This is a genomic window from uncultured Alteromonas sp. (genome assembly GCF_963976965.1).
Taxonomy (GTDB): Bacteria; Pseudomonadota; Gammaproteobacteria; order Enterobacterales; family Alteromonadaceae; genus Alteromonas; species Alteromonas naphthalenivorans.
Genome location: NZ_CAXBMP010000035.1, coordinates 16638 through 36768 on the forward strand (window position 1 = coordinate 16638; position 20131 = coordinate 36768).

At 43.2% G+C, this 20131-nt stretch carries 18 protein-coding genes; 8 read left to right on the forward strand and 10 right to left on the reverse strand.

Features of this window, described 5'->3' with window-relative positions:
* Positions 1 to 183: 183 nt before the first annotated feature.
* Positions 184 to 321 carry a hypothetical protein gene (locus AAC006_RS18865; RefSeq protein WP_185864122.1) on the forward strand — a complete coding sequence of 46 codons (138 nt, stop codon included), beginning with the start codon at positions 184 to 186 and terminating at the stop codon, positions 319 to 321.
* A 371-nt stretch (positions 322 to 692) separates the two neighbouring features.
* Here the strand turns inward: AAC006_RS18865 and rlmF are convergent, their stop codons facing one another.
* Positions 693 to 1670: a 23S rRNA (adenine(1618)-N(6))-methyltransferase RlmF gene (rlmF, locus tag AAC006_RS18870; RefSeq protein WP_185864121.1), complete on the reverse strand. Its 978-nt coding sequence runs from the start codon at positions 1668 to 1670 to the stop codon at positions 693 to 695.
* Here rlmF and AAC006_RS18875 point away from each other — a divergent pair.
* Complete coding sequence (locus tag AAC006_RS18875) at positions 1669 to 1836, forward strand: hypothetical protein (RefSeq protein WP_185864120.1); 168 nt, start codon at positions 1669 to 1671, stop codon at positions 1834 to 1836. The two genes, rlmF and AAC006_RS18875, sit on opposite strands and share 2 nt — an antisense overlap.
* Positions 1837 to 1891: 55 nt before the next feature.
* Here AAC006_RS18875 and soxR read toward each other — a convergent pair whose 3' ends face one another.
* The gene (gene soxR / locus AAC006_RS18880) at positions 1892 to 2359 is read right to left on the reverse strand and encodes a redox-sensitive transcriptional activator SoxR (protein WP_339349839.1); all 468 of its coding nucleotides are present in this window, start codon (positions 2357 to 2359) and stop codon (positions 1892 to 1894) included.
* 134 nt (positions 2360 to 2493) lie between these two features.
* Between soxR and AAC006_RS18885 the strand changes: the two genes are divergently transcribed.
* Positions 2494 to 2922, forward strand: a complete 429-nt coding sequence (locus AAC006_RS18885; protein ID WP_057790368.1) for a VOC family protein — start codon at positions 2494 to 2496, stop codon at positions 2920 to 2922.
* Between the two features lie 75 nt (positions 2923 to 2997).
* Here AAC006_RS18885 and AAC006_RS18890 read toward each other — a convergent pair whose 3' ends face one another.
* A complete protein-coding gene (locus AAC006_RS18890; protein WP_126871611.1) occupies positions 2998 to 4098 on the reverse strand; it encodes a M20 family metallopeptidase in 1101 nt (366 codons plus the stop codon).
* A 352-nt stretch (positions 4099 to 4450) separates the two neighbouring features.
* Between AAC006_RS18890 and AAC006_RS18895 the strand changes: the two genes are divergently transcribed.
* The 4 genes from AAC006_RS18895 (at position 4451) to AAC006_RS18910 (ending at position 11219) form a co-directional block, all read left to right on the forward strand.
* A complete protein-coding gene (locus AAC006_RS18895; RefSeq protein ID WP_126871610.1) occupies positions 4451 to 5395 on the forward strand; it encodes an ATP-grasp domain-containing protein in 945 nt (314 codons plus the stop codon).
* Between the two features lie 13 nt (positions 5396 to 5408).
* Positions 5409 to 6875 (forward strand): hypothetical protein, encoded by a 1467-nt coding sequence (locus AAC006_RS18900; protein WP_339892256.1) that lies wholly within the window; start codon positions 5409 to 5411, stop codon positions 6873 to 6875.
* A gap of 13 nt (positions 6876 to 6888) precedes the next feature.
* The gene (locus AAC006_RS18905) at positions 6889 to 9543 is read left to right on the forward strand and encodes a M14 family metallopeptidase (RefSeq protein WP_129739698.1); all 2655 of its coding nucleotides are present in this window, start codon (positions 6889 to 6891) and stop codon (positions 9541 to 9543) included.
* Between the two features lie 209 nt (positions 9544 to 9752).
* Positions 9753 to 11219: a M20 family peptidase gene (locus AAC006_RS18910; RefSeq protein ID WP_126871607.1), complete on the forward strand. Its 1467-nt coding sequence runs from the start codon at positions 9753 to 9755 to the stop codon at positions 11217 to 11219.
* Between the two features lie 53 nt (positions 11220 to 11272).
* Here AAC006_RS18910 and glgC read toward each other — a convergent pair whose 3' ends face one another.
* The gene (gene glgC / locus AAC006_RS18915; RefSeq protein WP_126871606.1) at positions 11273 to 12649 is read right to left on the reverse strand and encodes a glucose-1-phosphate adenylyltransferase; all 1377 of its coding nucleotides are present in this window, start codon (positions 12647 to 12649) and stop codon (positions 11273 to 11275) included.
* Between the two features lie 376 nt (positions 12650 to 13025).
* Here glgC and AAC006_RS18920 point away from each other — a divergent pair, with 376 nt between their 5' ends.
* On the forward strand, positions 13026 to 14351 hold the full coding sequence (locus AAC006_RS18920; protein WP_126871605.1) for a M24 family metallopeptidase: 1326 nt from the start codon (positions 13026 to 13028) through the stop codon (positions 14349 to 14351).
* Between the two features lie 98 nt (positions 14352 to 14449).
* Here AAC006_RS18920 and AAC006_RS18925 read toward each other — a convergent pair whose 3' ends face one another.
* The 6 genes from AAC006_RS18925 to AAC006_RS18950 all read right to left on the reverse strand — a co-directional run bounded on the left by AAC006_RS18925 (position 14450) and on the right by AAC006_RS18950 (position 19960).
* Entirely contained in the window at positions 14450 to 15142 is a 693-nt protein-coding gene (locus AAC006_RS18925) for an SCO family protein (protein ID WP_126871604.1), read from the reverse strand.
* On the reverse strand, positions 15090 to 15710 hold the full coding sequence (locus tag AAC006_RS18930) for a toxin-antitoxin system YwqK family antitoxin (protein WP_126871603.1): 621 nt from the start codon (positions 15708 to 15710) through the stop codon (positions 15090 to 15092). The genes AAC006_RS18925 and AAC006_RS18930 overlap by 53 nt, the downstream gene beginning before the upstream one ends.
* Positions 15697 to 16575 (reverse strand): YHYH protein, encoded by an 879-nt coding sequence (locus tag AAC006_RS18935; protein WP_062087793.1) that lies wholly within the window; start codon positions 16573 to 16575, stop codon positions 15697 to 15699. The genes AAC006_RS18930 and AAC006_RS18935 overlap by 14 nt, the downstream gene beginning before the upstream one ends.
* A gap of 420 nt (positions 16576 to 16995) precedes the next feature.
* Positions 16996 to 17460 (reverse strand): hypothetical protein, encoded by a 465-nt coding sequence (locus AAC006_RS18940; RefSeq protein WP_057790348.1) that lies wholly within the window; start codon positions 17458 to 17460, stop codon positions 16996 to 16998.
* Between the two features lie 447 nt (positions 17461 to 17907).
* Complete coding sequence (locus AAC006_RS18945; RefSeq protein WP_126871602.1) at positions 17908 to 19020, reverse strand: hypothetical protein; 1113 nt, start codon at positions 19018 to 19020, stop codon at positions 17908 to 17910.
* Between the two features lie 133 nt (positions 19021 to 19153).
* Positions 19154 to 19960: a PaaX family transcriptional regulator gene (locus tag AAC006_RS18950; protein ID WP_126871601.1), complete on the reverse strand. Its 807-nt coding sequence runs from the start codon at positions 19958 to 19960 to the stop codon at positions 19154 to 19156.
* Positions 19961 to 20131 lie beyond the last annotated feature (171 nt).

Here is a 20131-nt window from a genome sequence, read left to right on the forward strand (position 1 = left end):
TTCTTTTTTGGCACGCTTTACGCTGTCATGCGCAGATTCGAAGCTAGTTCACTGCAACAAGCGCAAAGAGAAAGCTGCAACACATAAGGTATTTTAAAGACTTCACACGCCATAATACCCTCACATTGTCGGCCTATTATCGTTACCGATGCAGGATTTTAATCGCCTCGGTTTAGGGAGGTTATGGCCCTACAGTGGAACACGCCAGCATCAAAACGCTCGAAAATACATCCCCAAGGATCGAGAGTACCGTCGCTGTTAGCCACATCACTTGCTTCTCATCGTCATTTATCTGAACAGGTTGTCACTATCTATCGGTAACTTATGCAGATTACAGGGGGCTTCAAGGATATAAAAAGCACAAGGTTCGGCTTGGCTACGAAAAATAAAATACTTACAAACAATATCTTACACTACTGACAATGATAGCTCCTCTAGCCGCTATATTTCTTGGAATCGTGCTAGTAGTCTCAAATAAATATCGTCGTTTCCAAACGAATACTGAGACCCAAAGCGTGTTATCGTTCCACTATCTTAGGATCAGCGCTAACGCGTGCCAGTTACGTTTTACTGCAAACAATGGAGAGCCGCACTAAAGTAGTACTGCTCCTTAGTAGACTAGGCCTGGGCCAGAGGCACATGAAATTAAATTCGTGGGGATCCTCAGACTCTGTCCCCATTAATCAATGCGTTTATTCACTAAACGTCCACGCCACAAAGCGGCTTTGTTTGTGGCCTTGCCCCATATCTACTTTTAAAAATTTCTTTGCACCGTAGTAATTTATACTGGTTTCAATGGGCTTTAAGTGCTCGCTTTTTGACACTAAGCAGGTGAACCAATCTACTTGGTTTTTATAGGCCACACTTTCAATAATCATACGCTGAATGAAGGCAAGTTCGCCTCCTTCGCACCACAATTCGTTGCCAGTTCCTGCAAAGTTTAGCTTTATGTTACTGGTATCGGGCTTCGCTTTAGCAAAGGTCTTCGCGTATGTACTAGCATTGGCATGAGCGTTAATATCAGCACGAGGCTTTTTACCACTTCGCTTGTGCTTATTTCCCTTAAGGCCAATGGCCTTGCGCTCGCTTCCCAGCGCTGCCGCTTCGGCAGATTTATGAAACGGCGGATTACACATAGTAAAAGTGAAGTGCTCGTTAGGCTGAATAATACCTTCAAAGATTTTCGCTTTATTCGACTGCTTTCGAACCGACAATAAAGGGGTAAGCTTTGGGTTTTTGTTAGCAATAGATTTCGCCGATTTTACCGATACCGCATCGATGTCGCTTCCCACAAACTGCCAACCATAGCTTTGACTGCCAATAATGGGGTAAATAGCATTAGCGCCTATGCCTACATCCAGCCCTCTTACGCTATTCCCTTGAGGGATAACGCCTTTATTGCTAGATGCCAATATATCGGCAATGCCATGAATATAATCAGCACGACCCGGTACGGGAGGGCATAAATAACCATTAGGTATGTCCCACGTTTTCAATCCGTAGTAATGAATAAGCAATGCTGCATTGAGGGTTTTAACCGCGTCTTGGTTGGCAAAATCGATACTCTTCTTGCCGCTTTTTGCATTAATCACATAGCCAGATAATGCTGGGTGTGCCTGGCACAACGCCGCCATGGGGTAACCATCTTTATGTACATTACGAACATGCATGGTAGAGCCGGCCTTAGTCGTGGACTTAGACGAAGACTTAGGCGAACTTTTTGTTTTGGGTCTGGTTTTACTGGTTGAACTTGAGTTGCTGTTAGGTGTGGAGTCTACCAAGGCGACTATCCTATTTTTAGGTATTTGGCTAAGTGAATTTCTAATAAATGTTTAGTCGCCGTCGAGGCTACAGGCACCACATCAGAAATAACTAAATAGATGAGAAAAGGCTATTTTATAACAGCATCGCTAGGGCTATCGCCTAGTAAAAACCGAGCGCCCGCCCCTTTCTCGGCAATGCGATCGTGCTTATTGTACAGCTTGCACTTATCTAAAGACAAACAACCACAACCAATACAGCCCTCTAACGAAGATTTCAATGCCGTTAGCTCAGCAATACGCTTTGTAATGTGTGTGTTAAATACTTCACTAAGCGTAGCCCAATCTTCCTTATTCGGCGTGCGATTATCTGGCAGGGTTTGCAGCAGTTGTCGAATATCATCAAGTGCATACCCCATGTTTTGTGCAATCAAAATAAACGATACCCTGCGAATGACTGAACGAGGAAACATTCTATTTCCGCCTTGGGTTCGCATGGAAGGAATAAGGGATTCGTTGGCATAATAGCGAATAAGCGATACTGCGTTACCGGTTCGCTTTGCAACAAAGCCAATACTTACTAGGGGTTCAGGGGCCATTTTAAAAATCTGCATTTAACGCTTGATCTAAAGTTAGCTTTAGATATTAAGCTGTTGCTGTCTATTAATCCACTGCGCTTTTTTATCGAAAAAGTTACCGGTGAAAAACACACAACAGAAAATAAGGAAATACGATGCAAGCAGCCTCACTTGAACACGCCAATATTACCGTCACTAACCCAGATGCTATTGCTGATGCCTTGTGCCAGTTGTTCAATTGGCACATACGTTGGCGCGGCCCAGCCAAAGACGATGGTTATACGGTGCACGTGGGATCAGATACCGCTTATTTAGCGCTGTATAAGCCAAAACAGTTTAGCTCGAATCACTACAATCAAAATGGACTAGCGTCGAACTCAAGTGCCGAGAACACATTCGATCACACCACGGTAGCCCACGTTAATCACTTAGGTATTGTGGTTGATAATTTAGACGAGGTAGAAAAAAAGGTATTCGCTTTAGGATTTAATACTTACAACCACGGTGATTATGAACCTGGAAGGCGCTTTTATTTCATGCTTGGAGAGGGTCTTGAAGCCGAAGTGGTGTCGTATACTAGCTAAACTATACTAATCTTTAAGGTCAGAGTTAATAAAACCAACTCTGACCTTGCATCGTTTTGCCTAATTATTAATTACTTAGCAACCATTAAAGTGCGCTAAAATTTTACTTACCTCGCCTATACGCCGTTCAAAGCTAGCCTTGCTTGCACGTTCATGAATGGTATGATCGCCATCTCCGTATGGGCCAAAACCATCAAGGGTTGGCACACCGGCAGCCGATACCACATTCGCATCACTCACCCCACCACGTTTTTCCAGCTTAAGGGGGGCACCTAACACGTTTTCTAGCTCGGCGATAAACTGTGCCTGTGCTTCTGTAGGCTGCATGACATCACGCTGCAATCCACCAGTTACCGCTACTTTTACCCCTTCGACAGCAGGGTTTTGGGTTACTTCTTCAAACGCGGCTAATACTCTGTCTCGCTCTTCTGATTGAGTAAACCGCGCTTCTACCGTTAAGCTAGCACTAGGCGAAATAGTGTTTGCGCCTAATCCACCTTTCATTTTACCGGCGTTAACCGTGGTGCCTTTTTCTAGGTCGGTTAGATTAGTCAATGCAATTAACATATGAGCCGCAGCCAAGTTCGCATTAATACCGTCGGTATAATGATTACCCGCGTGAGCGCCTTTACCTTCGAATTCGATTTGAAAAGTCGCAATACCCTTGCGAGAGATAACCACATCATGATCGGGGCCCGCCGCTTCAAAAACCATACAGGCATCGTAGGCTTTGGCTAATTCACTGGTAAGCAGCTTACTGTCGTCACTGCCACTTTCTTCATCGCTTACCAATAGCATATCAATGTTCGCGATGTGGCCTTGTTCGGCAAATACATTTCGAAGTGCGGCAAGAGCGATGTAATTGCCGCCTTTCATATCACATACGCCAGGGCCGTAAATCCATTCTTTATCTTCACGGAATTCGGTAAAAGTGTCTGGCGGAAAAACGGTATCTAGGTGGCCAAGTAGCAGTAATTTTGCACCTTCACTCTTTTTAGACAGGTAGTGAACATGGTTACCTATTGCTTCACGTCGATGCGTTTCTACAGAGAATCCAAGTTGCTCCATCCACGCATTAAAGATGTCAGCATTGTGATCTACACCCGCTTTATTTTTAGTGTAAGAGTTGAGCGATATAATTGAGGCAAGTTCGGTAAAGTCCAGACTACTATTCATGATATTTATTCCAAGTATTGATTAAAACCAAACTACGCTAAAGCCCTTGTTTTAATTGAGCTATTCACAGTAATAACACATGCTTTAAACGTTAAAGTTACAAATATTGAAATTAATTCCAGTTGAGCAAAAATTAAACTTGAATAGTTCGCAATTTAGCCGTTTAATAGCGCCGCTTTTGGGAGGGACTCCTCGTACCAAGACGTACCCTGAAGTCTAATATATGTCATATTTCTCATCTAAAATAGATATTTACCACCCATTTTGGTGCAGAATTTTATTTTGAGAAATCTTCTCACTTAAATCGAACTGAATGTCAATTCATCGATTCATAAAAACAGGGTTAAAAGTCGTGCCAAAGTATACAGTCGGGATGTGGATGTACAGCAACAGCGGCGGTACTGCCATACAGGCTAAAATCGTCAACCAATTACGAGATCGCGATATCGAAGCAATTACCGATCTTAATTTAGGCCATGCAAACGCACACAACGGAACCATTACGTGTCATAACGTGAATATGGAAGAATTAGATGCGTTCTTTTCATACAATGCAGGTCAACAAACACCTTATCAAGTTTTTCTTTATCAAGTATTGAACGAATCAATTCCGTGCCTTAACAGTTTTGAGTCTTTTTCGTTATCTGAAGATAAACTTCGCACTTCGCATCGCTTATCTCGAGCAGGTATTCGTACACCTGATTACCGACTATGTAATACCAAAGACAAACCCATGCTTAAAAATACCATCCGCGAATGGGGCGGACGCTTGGTTTACAAGCCTACCGACGGCTGGGGTGGAATGGGCATAGTAAAAGTGGAAGATGAGCGTTCTTTAGATATGCTTATCCCTTTTTTGGATCAAACCAATATTCCCCACTTCTATGTCGAACGTTTTATCAATTACGACATGACAGATTATCGCATCGACATTGTAGATGGTGAATTTGTAGGCTGTTATGGACGCAAAGCACCTAAAGACGACTGGAAAACCAATGTCACCAGCGGCGGCTCTGTTATTCGCCGTGAACCCAATGATGAATTAGTTGCCCTAGCCATTAAAGCAGCAAAAGTTACCGGCCTAGATATCGCTGGAGTTGATGTAATTTATGACCAAGAACATGAAGAATATGTAGTACTAGAAGTAAACGGTATTCCTGCATTCGCCACGCCTGAGCAAGAAGCTGCAGGCTTGACGTTTAATGATGGAAAAATCGAGCGGATCGTTAACTTGATTGAGCGAAAAGCAATTGAAAAGCGCGCAAGTTTGCAAGCTGCGCTAACCTCTCAACTTTAAACGAGAAAGTAAAATGTCTACGACTAAACTACCTACTATTGGCCTTCTCTACCTAGACCATGTACTGCGCTTTTTCGACAAGTCTAACTTTAAAAGCTGGCCAGATAAAATTGAAACTGTGTGTTACCACTGGGGCAACGACAAAGCCCGCTTTGTTCGTGAAGTGAAAAGCAAAAATATCGATATTCTTATTGGTAATATTCCTGCTACGGCTTATGAGACGTTCCGTGAAATTGCTCGCGAACTGCCAGACGTGCGCTTTTTGCCTTCAATGGATACGCAGTTTGCCAACAAGTCGAAAGAAAATGTGACCCATTTTTGCGAAAAGCACGACTTGCCTATTCCGAAAACTGATATTTTTTACGAAAAAGACGAAGCTATGGCGTTTTTACGTAAAACCAGTTATCCAAAAATTATTAAAAAATCTTATGGCCCATCTAACTATGGCGGCTACTTCGTACATAAAGTAGATAGCTTTAAAGAAGCAGCCGAACTGCTTAAGAAAAAGAAATACCACCCGGTTTATGTGCAAGAATTTGTTCCGATGATGGCCGATATTCGCGTGATGTTGATTGGCCACAAGCCAGTTTGTGCGTTTTGGCGTCGTCCGCCAGAAGGTGAATGGCTAACCAACACCAGCCAGGGTGGTTCGATGGATTACTCTGATGTGCCCCAAGAAGCATTACAAATAGCAGTGAATGCGTCGAAGGCTGCTAAAGCTGAATATTGGGCGTCTGATATTGCATTAGGTGTTGATGGTAAGTTCCGTATTTTAGAATGTGCTACCGCGTTCGCTGCCTTCCCGTATATTCGCGATTGGATTGGCCAGTACATTATGTGGACCTTATGCTCAGAGCGCTTTAAGAAGCCGCATATTCCTTTGTATAACTGGGAGGAACTGGGTAAGATTCGCACGCCGTTATTACGCACAATGCGAAATATTACCTTTGGTGAATATACCCCAAGTTGTGATAGCGCAGACTCAGTGGCAGTGACTAACCCTGAGCTTTACCCATTATTACCTGTTGAATTGCAGCTAGATGAAGAATGGCCAAGTGAGTCGTGGAATTTTCAAGATAATTACACGCCCAAAAGTAAGGCCAAAATAGTAACCGACTTGCATTTAGAAAACCAAGATGTGAGTGAAGATGATGGCCTAGAAGACGTCATCGGTGATGGACTAGAACGTGTATTAAATGATAGCAACGATGAGTTTGAAGTCGACGCCGAAGTAGATGCGGGCGAACTCATTTTAACTACGTCAGAGTTAGAAAATTTTTTTGCTGGCGTAAAAGGTATAGGCCCTAAACTTACAGAGGTGATAATCAGTACTCTGGGTGAAGAGGGCACGTCAAAAGCGATTTACGCTGATCCAAGCGTGTTTCTGACGGTTAAAAACATTCAGCAAAAGAAAGTCGATGCAATTATCGCGCATTGGGATAATTTCAAGACTACGCTGGTAACCACTGATTTCTCTTAGTAAAGAAGAAATAATGAAAAAACAATATACCTCGTATCAAGAAACAATGGCGTTTTTAGAACAAGCTCAGGAAAAGTACCCTGAGCTTATTCGCGTGCATAGCATCGGAACGACGTGGGAAGGTAGGCCAATTATGATGGCTACCCTTTCTGCTAACATTGAAACTGCGGACAGTAAACCCGCTCTGCTTTTTACAGGAACCATCCACGCTCGTGAGTGGATTGGAAATGAGTTAGCCATTAAGTTTATTGATAATGTGCTAACCAATATTGACCACAACCCATCTATACAACAGGCATTAAGCCGCAATACGCTATATATGGTGCCTTGTTTAAACCCAGATGGGTTTGAGTATTCTCGTACCCACTTCTCTTTTTGGCGCAAGAATAGACGTGACAATGGCGATGGCACCTTTGGTGTAGATTTAAACCGTAACTTTGGTGTTCGCTTTAAGCGCTCTGCCGATACCACGGTAAACACCTACTCTGGCCCAGCAGCGTTCTCAGAACCAGAAACTGCGGCTATTCGTGATTTCGTACTGGATCATAAAAACATTACCATTGCGCTAGATTATCATTCGCAAGGTAACGTGTTTTTCCCTGCCCATAAGTTTAATCACGAGTCTGAAATTGAAGGCACCGATTTAAACGTGTTGTGCGCCAATATGAACCGTGAAATCCATAAGGTTACGGGTCGCCAGTACGGTATTCACCGTGGCAAGCCACCTACAAACCTGATTAACGGTAGTGGCCGTGAGTATTATTACTCGTTAGGTATTATCTCTGCCGTGGTAGAAGTGGGCACGCGCAACATTCCTGATTACATGGCGAATATGTCGCAAAGTGTAGATGAAAATGTGCCTGCGGTACTTTATGCACTTTCAGAAGCGAAAAACTACTCTGATGAAGCACCTGCTCGGGTCGATAACTTCACAATTGAATCAGTGGGCGTTTACGAAGCGACCCTATGCTGGGATTACCCAGAGTCTGATGATATCTATTTTGAACTGTATCGTTCAGAAACAGTGAAAAGCCCTTGTCGCGAAGATAATCTTATTGCGATTATTGGCAAACACACGTTCACTGATGTGCAGCTTAAAAGTGGTCAGAAATATTTCTACAATATACGTGCGGTTAATAAAGTTACTGATACAAAGTCACCTTTCAGCCCAGAAATTAAGCTGAAAACGCAGTTATCTGAAGATGAATATTTCAGAGGTTTGTTCCCATCGAAGCGTGGTATTGGTTATGTAGGCCAATATACCCTCGAGAAAAACCGCGACCATTTCGGCTACAACTCGTTGTTTGTAGGTGTGAATAAACGCCGTGGTATTTGTTACGGTGTGATTGCGTTTAATATGGAAAACTTACCGGAAGAAGCCCGTATTAAGAATGCGAGTTTCTCCTTGTATCCGATGAACCGTGTTAACGCCAAAGTAGAAAATTTTGGTGAATGGACAGTATCAATTCTTGACCCATCAGAAATATCTGACATCACCGATTTCAACCAAATTCATCAAGCGAAGCCTATTCAAACGCTTGGTGATGAAATTCGCTCAGATAAGCTAACTCAAGGTATTTGGTCTCATTGGGATTTAAATGTGGCCGAGCGTCGCATTATTCGCAAATCTATTAAGAACGGTACCTTGTTGCTTCGCGTTGAAGGTCCAAGAAAACTGCCTCTTGGTGCAGACTCGCAAATGATGCAGTTTGATATTGGGTACGGAAAGTTTGGTTCAGGTATCCATTACCGCCCTAACTTGGAAGTTATTTATACCCTTCCAAGCAAACAAGTAGAGCTAACGCCATCATCTCTTAGCACGGTATCAAAAGCCGAGGTTAAGAAAAACGAACTGCAGTCTGGTTTCGATGCAAATGGCGATGTGGTGTATGGGCAAATGACCTTCTTAACCGAAAATCTGCCTGATCCTAAGAAAACCGTGATCACGGAAGCTTATTTAACGATGAGTAACGACAATGCCTTGCCTACATCGCAAGATATTCGTTTCACCATTGAATTGGCTGGTCTTGAAGATCTTGATTATGAAAGCGTTAAAAATAGAGAGAAAAAAGAGTTTATTGGCTACGAGGTGAGTAATGCTCAGCTTAAAGACAAAAACTCTCATAACTTTATTTTTGATAGTTATTGCCGTGAAGCGCTCGAAGATATGCATGCGAAGCATGCGCCTTTCCATTTCGTGGTTCGCTCAACGTCATCAAGTGCTGAAAAGAACATGCTAGTAAATTGGCACGACTTACACAGTAACAATGTGTGTAAGTTGGTGATTAAGTACATTGAGCGTCGCAAAGAGCCTTTACCGGCACCAGCGAACTTAAGCGTAACCTTAGAAAATCGTCAGGTTAAGCTAAGTTGGAGCAATCCGAAGCATGCCGATTTAGTGGGTGCGTTTGTGGTAAGAAATCGCTTCCACTCGCCGCGCTCCCCGCTTGATGGTGTGAAGCTTTACGCAGGTTCTGATGAATATACCTATGACAACTTTGGTAACCCGAATGTTGAAAAGTATTATTCTGTGTTTGCCTATGACGACGTGCCAAACTATTCAGCGCCTGTCAGTGTTTACTATTCTTCTGAGGAAGTTATTCCAGTAGAAGAAGAGAAATACGAGAAGCAGGAAGAAGAAGACGACGATGAGCCGTTAATTGATTAGTCATTAACTGCCACATTGTTTATGGTTAAAGAATAAAAATAGGCGCTTAAAGCGCCTATTTTTTTGTCTGCGTTTTATTTATTTTCTGATGTACTCACTATTTTCAATATACTCAAACCTACTATTGCAGATACACTAAATGACAACGTTGCGACAACTGCAATATTTGCATGTACAGACAATGAAACTGGCATCTTAAGGGACTCCCTATGACAATAATAAAAAAAGGATTACTGGGGCTTAGCATAGTGCTTTTAGCTTTGGTTGTAGTTGTGTTAGTGCGCACTGTAACTTTCACTCCAGAAACCTACCAGCCTTCCCCCGACACCACTATGATATCGCCAGATGGCAGCGTGATAGCAGAGCACCTTTCACAGGCTATTCAAATTCAAACTATCTCTTATGAACATGCTGAAGACCGCGACCGTGCTGAATTTCAAAAATTTATCGCATGGTTGGCCAGTACTTATCCTGAAGTGCACGAAAGCTTAACCCTTACTTTGCTGAACGACTACACCCTACTTTTTAAATGGCGCGGTAAAGCACCTTCCAAACCTAGCGTATTGTATTCAGCTCATTATGATGTGGTTCCGATTAATCCAGGTACTGAATCTCAATGGCAGCACCCGCCATTTGGTGGTGTAATTCAAGACGGTATTATTTGGGGCCGTGGGGCGCTCGATGATAAAAGCGCAGTGATAGCTCTAATGGAATCTGTTACCTTGCTGCTAGAAGCGGCTTATACCCCAGAGCAAGACATCTATATTGCTTTTACTCACGATGAAGAGATTGGCAGCCAATATGGCGCAAAAGCAGTTTCAGAATATGTTGTTGAGCAAAACATCAAACTAGCGTGGTCGCTTGATGAGGGCTCATTTATTCTTGATGGCTTAGTACCTGGGTCAGACAAGCGTGTCGCCAGTATTAATGTGGCTGAGAAAGGTTTTCTTACGCTTGAGCTTATCGCAAAAGGTGAAGGTGGACATAGCTCAATGCCACCTCAAGATACGGCTGTAAGCATTTTAGCTGAAGCCATCGTCAACGTTAAAAACTCACCGGTACCTGGCGGGTTAGAAGGCCTTGGCGAAACTATGTACACCAATATCGCTAAGCACATGGATTTCTTCAAGCGTATGCTCTTTGCCAATCAATGGCTGTTCAAGCCATTGATTGAGACATCAGTATCTCAGTCGCCTGCGGGCAATGCGATGTTGCGCACCACCACAGCCCCTACCATGCTCTCGGGTAGTGTTAAAGCGAATGTATTGCCGGCTACCGCGACAGCCACTATCAATTTTCGTATTCATCCTAGAGACACTATTGAAAGTGTTACCAGTTGGGTAGAAGCTGCCATCAACGATCCTCGAATCACCATTAAAACATCGCAAGCATTTAAGCCGTCAAACGTGGCCAATAGTGACAGTCAGGGGTTTAAAAATATTGCCGCAGTAACACGGGATGTTCAGGGCGATATTATCGTCACACCTGGGTTAACTATTGCCGCGACAGATAGCCAGTTTTACTCAAAAATAACTGATGCTTATCGCTTTAATCCGATTAATCTGACACCTGCTTATTTGTCAGGGTTTCACGGCACTAACGAGAGAATTGATATTAAAAATATGGAAGATGCCGTTAAGTTCTATACGCGGCTAATGCGCCAACCAGCGCAGTGAAGCTAATTAAATAGCCAGATCAAAGGCAACGCACAGGCGTTGCCTTTGCGTTCTTAACGCTCGTTCAGTGCGCTGGGTACATGAGTACGAACGATGTTTCGAGTTGATAGCTCTGAATGCATTGGTCTAATTGGACTTACACTCGTCGACTTTTGCGGTACGTCAAAATATATTTCCACATCGGCAAAACTATCTATTACTTGTTGGGTAATTAAAACAACCCCCTTCTCGCTAACTGAAAATCCGAAGTGCTTAGCAATATTAATATCGTCAATGGCTAAATTAGCGGGCACCGTCACACCTTTATCTACGATAACGTTTTTTAATTTAGCGCCGGCCTCGATAGTCACATCAGGCAGCAATACACACCCTTGAAGTGAAGCGCCATCACCGATTGCGCAATTGGATGACAAAACAGTGTGATGGATACGGCAATTAGTTAATTGGCAACCGGTGCCAATCAAAATCTGATTGAGGTCGCACTGGCCTTTTTGAGTCCCGCCCCGTATTTGGGTTGGCGCGCTAGATAAAGCACTTCCCCAGATAGGCCAAGACGGGTCAGCTAAATTCAACATATCGCTGTTGTTCAGCAAATCCATATGAGCCCGCCAGTAACTATCAATGGTGCCTACATCTCGCCAATAGGGAATTTGGCAACCATCGGCGCCTCTGAATCGATGCGCAAACACTTTGTGCTGCTCAATAATATTTGGAATTACGTTTTTACCGAAGTCGTGATCAGATTCCAACGCTTTGGCATCTGCTTTAAGTAGCCGATAAAGCACTTCAGCATTCACTACATAATTGCCCATTGAAGCTAAACAATACTCTGGCGCATCTAATAATGGGTGTGGTTTACATGGCTTTTCATCGAAAGCGGTTACCCGACCTTTGCTATCAGCACTTAATACGCCCAGCTGATTTGCCGCATTCTTAGTAGGCACTTCTATGCAAGATACTGTCATTTCGGCGCCGTTTTTCACATGTTCAGCCAGCAGTTTTCGATAATCCATTTGATATACGTGATCCCCCGATAAGATCATCACATATTTAGGTGCTCTGGATTTGATATAGTCAATATTCTGAAAACACGCATCTGCAGTACCTTGGTACCAGCTTTCAGACTGTTGCTGGGATGCAGGAAGAATATCTAATCGCCCCCCAAAACTGTTATTCAATGTGCCCCAATGTTGCATCAAATGCCGAATTAAACACTGAGACTTATATTGGGTGAGTACCGCAATTTGATTTAGGCCTGAATTAACACAGTTTGAAAGGGGAAAATCGATGATTCGACAATGACTGCCAAACTCTAGTACCGGTTTAGCCCGGGTTTCAGTAAGTGCTTTTAACCGTGAGCCCTGCCCACCTGCCAGCACTAACACCATGGTATTTTCTATTATTTGCTGTAAATCAATCTCTGCATTCATAACTGTCTCCGGCTAGGGTAATACCTAAATCGATGATGATTAAACTGCAATCACAATTTAATTTATCTACTGAAGGAAAATTGCCGACATTGAATTCAAAAAATTCTACAACATGCCAAACGTGCTAGCGTTAAGTAGACTAGGGATTTCGGTTTTAAGTATTGATCCGTATCAATATGAGTAGTGTTACCAATCTTCGTAGCCTTATAGTGACTATAAATACAGGCTATGCAGTGGTTAAATCTTCGCCATATTTTCAATAATAATCCACACCAGTTGCTCCCTTATTTAATTGTAGCCACCATTGCTTAAGCCAAACAGCTTGTGCTAGTTTTAATGATTACATGCTTATAATTCAAACTAATAAGGAAAGAGAATGAGAGCAGTTTGTACGCTTGTGTTACTGCTAGTGAGTTTGCAATCTATGGCCAAGGATGTCATGGATATGCAAGCTAGGAGCGAGTTGGTCGATGAAATACTAGCACAACGATTCGAGCAGGTTTTACCCAGTCTTATGCAGCGTACTAATATTGATATGTGGGTAATCATGTCGCGGGAATACAACGAAGACCCCGTCATCAAAACCATGCTGCCATCAACGTGGCTATCGGCCCGCAGGCATACCATGTTGGTCATTTTTAACCCTGGCGAAGGAAAGCCTCTAGAACGTTTAGCGGTAGCTCGGTATGCCGTGGCTGATTTATTCGAAAAAGCATGGGACAAAGAAGCTCAGCCTAATCAGTGGGAAGCACTTGCTGATGTTATTGAAGCGCGCGACCCCAAACGAATTGCAGTGAATGTGTCAGATGCATTTGCACTTGCTGACGGTATGAGTAGCACCGAAAACAGCAAGTTCATAGCCGCCCTTTCTCCTAAATTTAAAGACCGTGTGGTATCGGGTGAAAAACTGGCCATTGCTTGGCTAGAAACTCGTAGTAAGCTTGAAATGCAACACTACCCTTCCCTGACTCAAATTGGCCACCAACTTATAGCAACGGATTTTTCAAATGAAGTTGTTACTCCTGGAATCACTACTACCGACGATGTCATATGGTGGTTGCGTGACCAAAGCAAGGCATTAGGGTTAGAAAACTGGTTTCATCCTTCAGTGTCTATTCAACGTGCAGACAATGAAAAATTTGATCAAATAAAAGCGTTTAGTAAGCGCGCTGGTGAAAATATTATACAGCCAGGAGACCTTATCCATGTTGATTTTGGTATTACTTACCTGCGTTTAAACACCGACCAACAACAGCATGCATACGTGTTAAAACCCGATGAAACCGCGCCCCCTAAAAGCATAATTGAAGCTTTTGCAGCAGGAAACCGATTGCAAGATATTCTTACCAACAATTTTAAGGTTGGACGCACCGGCAATGAGATTTTGAAAATGTCTCGAGAGCAAGCCATAGAAGAAGGGCTAACCCCTGCTATTTATACTCACCCACTGGGATTTCATGGTCATGCAGCAGGCCCCACCATTGGTATGTGGGATGCACAAGAAGGGGTTCCCGTTCAGGGCGACTACCCTGTGTATCCAAACACGGTTTACTCTATAGAGCTAAATGCCGCCACCTATATTCCAGAATGGGATAAAGACATACGCATTATGTTAGAAGAAGATGCGTTTTTTGATGGTGAAAAAGTAGAGTATCTCGACGGAAGACAAAAAGTACTGCATCTTATTTCATCAGCGGAGTAGCCGTTAGTTACAACAGCGCGTTTATTTGATGCTCTCTAGTCACGATAAACGCGCTAAATTAAATGCTCAGGCGTATATGCAGTTGTTAAGCTAAACTATCACTGAGCGTTCAGCGCTTTAATATCCGCTATCAAATAATCGACAGAAGCACTATTGAGCCCGTTGTATATGCCGCGAATATGACGATTCTGATCTATTAATAATAGGCTTTCGGTATGCAAAAAATCTTCTGTATTTTGCAAGTTACCCAAGTCGTCGCTGGCGAAGTACGCGCTTTTTGCCAGAGAATAAATAGCGTCCCGCTCTCCGGTTGCCAAATACCATTTATTACTTAAAATGCCGTTTTTATCTGCATAAGCTTTAAGCAAATCGACCGTGTCAGTATTCGGCCTAATCGAATGCTGAAGAATTTTTACGCTATCGTCGTCAATAAATGCCTCTTGCACCTTGGCCAACTTAGACCGGATCATGGGGCAAATTCCCGGGCACGTGCTGAAGAAAAAGCCTGCCACATAGATTTTATTCTCAAAGTCTTTCTCGCTAACTTCTTCCCCATCTTGATTGGTGAAACTAAAGGGCGGTATTTTGTGAAAACCATCAAGCGCTTCACTACCGCTTTCAATCCAGTGCGGTGTAAATTCTTTGCTGTTGTAATAAGGTAATTGGTAGGATAGTTCGTCCGCGCTATGGGCTGAATTTACCGTTATTGCACTGGTACTGCATAGCAACAGCAATGCACTAGAAACGAAGACTGGCTTGATTTTGGTAGTAATCAACAGAGATAACCTCATCTTCAAGCCCCACACAGTTGTTTGCTTTTCTAAGCCCATAGATCCGCCCATTCTTGTATTCAAAATTAGAGTATAAGGTGCCATTTTTTCGCCACGCTTGCTGCAAGCCTACCGGTTGCCCTTCGTGGTAGTTAAATTTCTTGAATTTGGCTCCACTTCTGTACCAACGCCAGCCTTCACCTTCGACCTTGCCGTTTTCATACACAAATGCCGACCGAAGGTTTCCGTTAACCCACCAGGTTTTTACACTACCCTCTCTGGCGCCAGACGCATAATAGGCCTCGTAACCTAAGGTACCGTTCGAAAACCACTTTCTTGCCACCCCGGCGCGGCGACCGGCTACAAACTCATCTTCTGTAGCAAGGGCGCCTGTTGAGTGGTAGCTCACCACTTTTCCTGTAAACGGGGCGTTTTGATATATACGAACGCCTTGCTTATTCAGCGATATGGCATTTTCATACACCACTAGTTGTGCTCTATCGCTAAAGGATACCGACCCAGAAGTTGCTGCCAGCCAAAGTGCACAAAACAGGAGTACTTTGTAACCTGTTGATTTAGTTAATGTCACTCGGCGTACCTTGGAAGTTACCCGGGAAAATTAGGTAATACTCGCCGTTTAAGTATTGTTCATTTGATATGTGGTAGTGATATTCAGCATCTTCCTCTGAAGCACCTGTATAAAGGGTGACTGACGTATGGCCGTTCGATTCATCTAAATCGGTGGGGTAGTCTACGGTTGAATAGCAACGTCTTCCAAATATGAAAAATCCATCTGCCATAATACCTACCAGCGAATCATCATCATAAGAGATAGCTTGTGGCTCTAAATGGTAATGGTAAGTTTGCGGGCCAGTATGCGCACCATTGCGATCAAAACCTTGTATCACGCCTATCGATACATCTCCCGTACCTTCGGAATCGTTGAAAATGGGCGCGCCGCTCAAAGCAATACCTATTGCACCTAACGGCGTGGCCGATGATGTGGCGGCTAGTTCCGGCGATACGGGGACGGTTAAATCAAAATCATTTAGGTAATCTTCAATATCACCCGGTGAGCGCTTTTGATTGAATAGAGTTTCATCTTCAGGCTCAACATATAAGCCGCTGGCATTGCCTGAATCCCAATATGATGATGTGTGATCGGGTTTACCTGCCGACTCGAGCGACACTGTGCATCCATCTTCAGACAACACAATAGTGACATTTGGTGCCGCAACAAATTCAAGATAGGCACTTGAAAGCTCTGTCATCGGTGAGTCGCACGTTGTGGTACTCGAGTCGCTGTCGTTACCCGTGTCTGTTCCGGTGCCCGCATCAACACTGGTGTCGCTGTCTACAGTTTCGTCAGTTGATGAGCCCCCGCCGCAAGCAGCTAACACTGATAGAATGCTTACGCATAACAATGTACGTATTGCGTAGTGACTTTTCGACATAATGATTCTCTCTATTGATATTTGTTGTCGCTGTATTCTTACGCTTATGCCCAGTGCAAACAAACGTAAGGAACGTGAGTAATCAATAAACTAGCACAGCGCTTGCGTGCACAATGTGCATATTCAATGGAGATTTTGATGGGAAGACGTATAGGTAACTGGATACAAAAGTACAGGTTTCAAAACGAATAGCGCGGTGTTAAGGGTAAGTCGTATTTATTATTTTTAGGTTAAGAAAATGGGTTCGATGATTTATATTTCAAAGAGGGATTATCGTTCAAGTGAAGATTTTCGCTGGGAGTTTTTTCGAGGGATATTTTCTAACACCAGTAAGCGTGGTGATTAAAATAAGTTACTGGCCCACCCAGTTGCCGAGTGGGCCATGAAACTGTAAACAAACGTTAAATCAGTGAGGCTATACTATTCAGAGAATGGACGTACAACAACTGTTTCAGCGTTATAAGAACGAACAAATGCTGACATTTCTTTGTGATTACAAATAATGGTTTCGCCTTCTAAGCCGTGCTTAGCAAGTGCTTTTTCTGTACCGATTGAAACAGCATCTAAACAAGCTTTAGAAGCGATATCTTCGTTCTTAGCAACAAGGGCAATGCCTTTAGTTTCATTAGTAGTTTTATCGCTGTATAAATCAGCAAACTTTCTCAAGCTTACATCGTTACAAAGCAATGATGCACTGAAAGACTCAACATTTAATCCGTTGTCACGAATTAAACGTTTTGCTGCTCTGTAGCCTTCTGTCGCGGCTGTGTAGCAAGCTTGCGTTTCAATGTTTTGATTAACTGGGTTTAAACGAACGTCTTGAGCAAAAGCATTTAAAGACGCTACTGAAGAGATAAGAGCAATGGCGAAAGTTGACAGTTTCATAATGTAATTCCTATTGTGTAACAAAATTAGAGTTTTCTTAAGCAACGAGTACATTATGACCAAAAATCACGTAAAAGAAAGCTTATTTTGTAATTAAATTACATAAATTGACAAAAAACTGTATTTTCACATCAGTTATGTAAGTTTTTTACAGAATTTAACCTTTTTAACAATCGTTGCTACAAAATGCGAATATATGTAACCTACATTATTGTTATCTAATATTGGATACGGCTATATCCTGTAGCCTGAAGGTACCTATTTGAAGTAATCGACGTGCTTACACTGTTTCATGTACTAATCGAAATAGTGCGAGAGTGATGGTAGGTATTTATAATGCGTGATCAGAAAGGCAATGAGGCTTTAGATACAAAAATGCCCACCGACTTTGTGCGGCAGGCATCAATAATTAAGTTAATAGCTGCAACTGGTTTTATACTTTCACGACTAGGTGATTAAATCGTGCATCCAGTTTAACGAAGGAAGTTTGCGGTCTTCTTGGTAGAACAAACGATTTAGCCTACCTAAAAGATTAACAGGTCTGGATGGATCGTGAGATTTAACCCTATGGGAACTTTCATTAAGCATAAACTCCCACGGTTGTAGATTCATATCATCAATCTCGTCCTGTTGAACACCTAAGCTTTTAAGCGTAGACAAAATACGTTCTGTTTTGCTTTCTACCACTGGCAAAATGGTATTGCCGTATAAATCATTTAAAGGCGCATTAATCGCTGCCAGGGTGTGATTAATTGCCGACCACACCATATCGTGGTCAAACTCCCAGTCACGTGGCGCATAATAGCCTTCTATTTCCCACTCTAGCTCTGCATTGCTAGCCGCAATACTGCTTTCTGCTTCTGGCGAGAACGACAAGTCAGGGCGCGCGCCAATATTGTATGCGTCTACACTCATGGCAACACAAATCACCAAATCGCCACATATTTCTTTGTTTTGGTATAAGGCTTCAAATGCTGCTCGCTTAACGCCCATCCAACCATGCACTTTCGAAGGTTGCTCTACAAAATGGCGCACATCGTTAGGTAGGTCTTCGCCATAAAGATCGATTAACAGTGGCAAGGGGTTTTGCTCTGGTGCCTCGTCAGGCATCCACACTTCATACTCTTGGCGATTATCTGCTTTTCCACGGCTTTTAATGCCGTAAGATAAATTTACCGGCCTGCAAATACTGCGATCTTCATCAACTTTATGAAAGTACTCAGAGCGCATTCGCTTGATAAAAGGGGCATCTAACCCCGCCAGCGCGGCGGTAGGATAGCGATAACCAATCTCGCTGTGCTCAACCATTGTGAGTGTAGGTATGGCTTTTTCAAGCTTACTCTTTACGCCTTTAAGTTGCTCTACATTAGGCAAAACAATACTTCGCTCCGGCTCAATGGTAAGCCGACGTCCATCTTCTGCAACGAACTTTGGGGTCTTGTGAAATTCGTACTGAGAAAGGCCTAGACCCTGCACCGCGATGTTACGATAACGCGACAATTCACTGAAAAGCGCGGTGTGGTTCCGAATGTGTTTAAACAGGGGGCGGTTTGACGTCATACTACTTATTCCATGTCACGTATTTAAGTTGGAAAATCTGTGCGTATCTATGCAACCGTTTATCGGTAATTCAAATGACAGTGTGCCACAAAGATAGCATCAGGCAAGCACCTCCGTGCTCATACCTCTTTCCTCACTTCTTTATATTTAAAAATTCATACCAGACTTCAGCGCCAGCCTTATCGTACTCTTCTACTTTTGCGCGAAATGCTCTGCGAAGGTCGACATTAACCAAAGGTGCTGGAAGCAGTGGGTCGAACACTAATCGTTTTAGGGCATTATCGCCGACGATATAATATTCCTTTGCTGCATCATCTAGTGATAAGCCTTCTATACGCTTGCGCGACCGCGCGAGTTCAATTAATCCTTCTTCGTAACTGGCTTCAAGGTTTTTGGTCTGCCATAACCCTGCTGCCTTTTTTTCCGTCGCGTCAGCAAAGTCAGATGCATTAAACACCACAGCGCTTTTATCTAACCCTAATCGGTACAAGCGCTCTCGTGTTGTTCCCACCGTATCGTTAAGGTTGTTAGGCCTAACATAAAAGTCTGCAGAGAGCTTTTTTAAACCCATTAATTTAAGCGCCCTGTCTTGTGCCCGTGTGGCCTTACGATCACTTTTTGCTAACGCGGTGGTTAGCACGGTAAGCCAATCACCACGCCATTCACATAATCTAGATTCTGCCGTATGCCAACTGCTGATCTCGCCAGCAAATTGCTCGCCCTCTTTGCCTAACTGATAATAACCACGCTCTACCACCTTGAGCAATTTAGCCGACTGTAAGCGAGTAAGGGTAACGCGTATGTTATTTTCCGAAATGCCAAACAAGGCGCCTACTCTAACCGCGCTGGCTGCATCCATTTTTATACCGGGGCGTGAACCAAGTAGCTTCATTAACAAGTGGCGGGCTACGGGTTTACCGGTAGGTTTTTCGGGTAACATATTGCTTTACCAATCTTTTAGTAATTAAAACGACATCAAGTGAGCACTTTACCTAAATGCCATGCATTTACAAAGTATATCCTTTTTCCGCTTTCTTACTTGCCCATAAGCATGTGAACCTAAGGCGTGTTGATCTTTCGTGATTGGTTTTTGAGCAGCATGGTAAAGAGT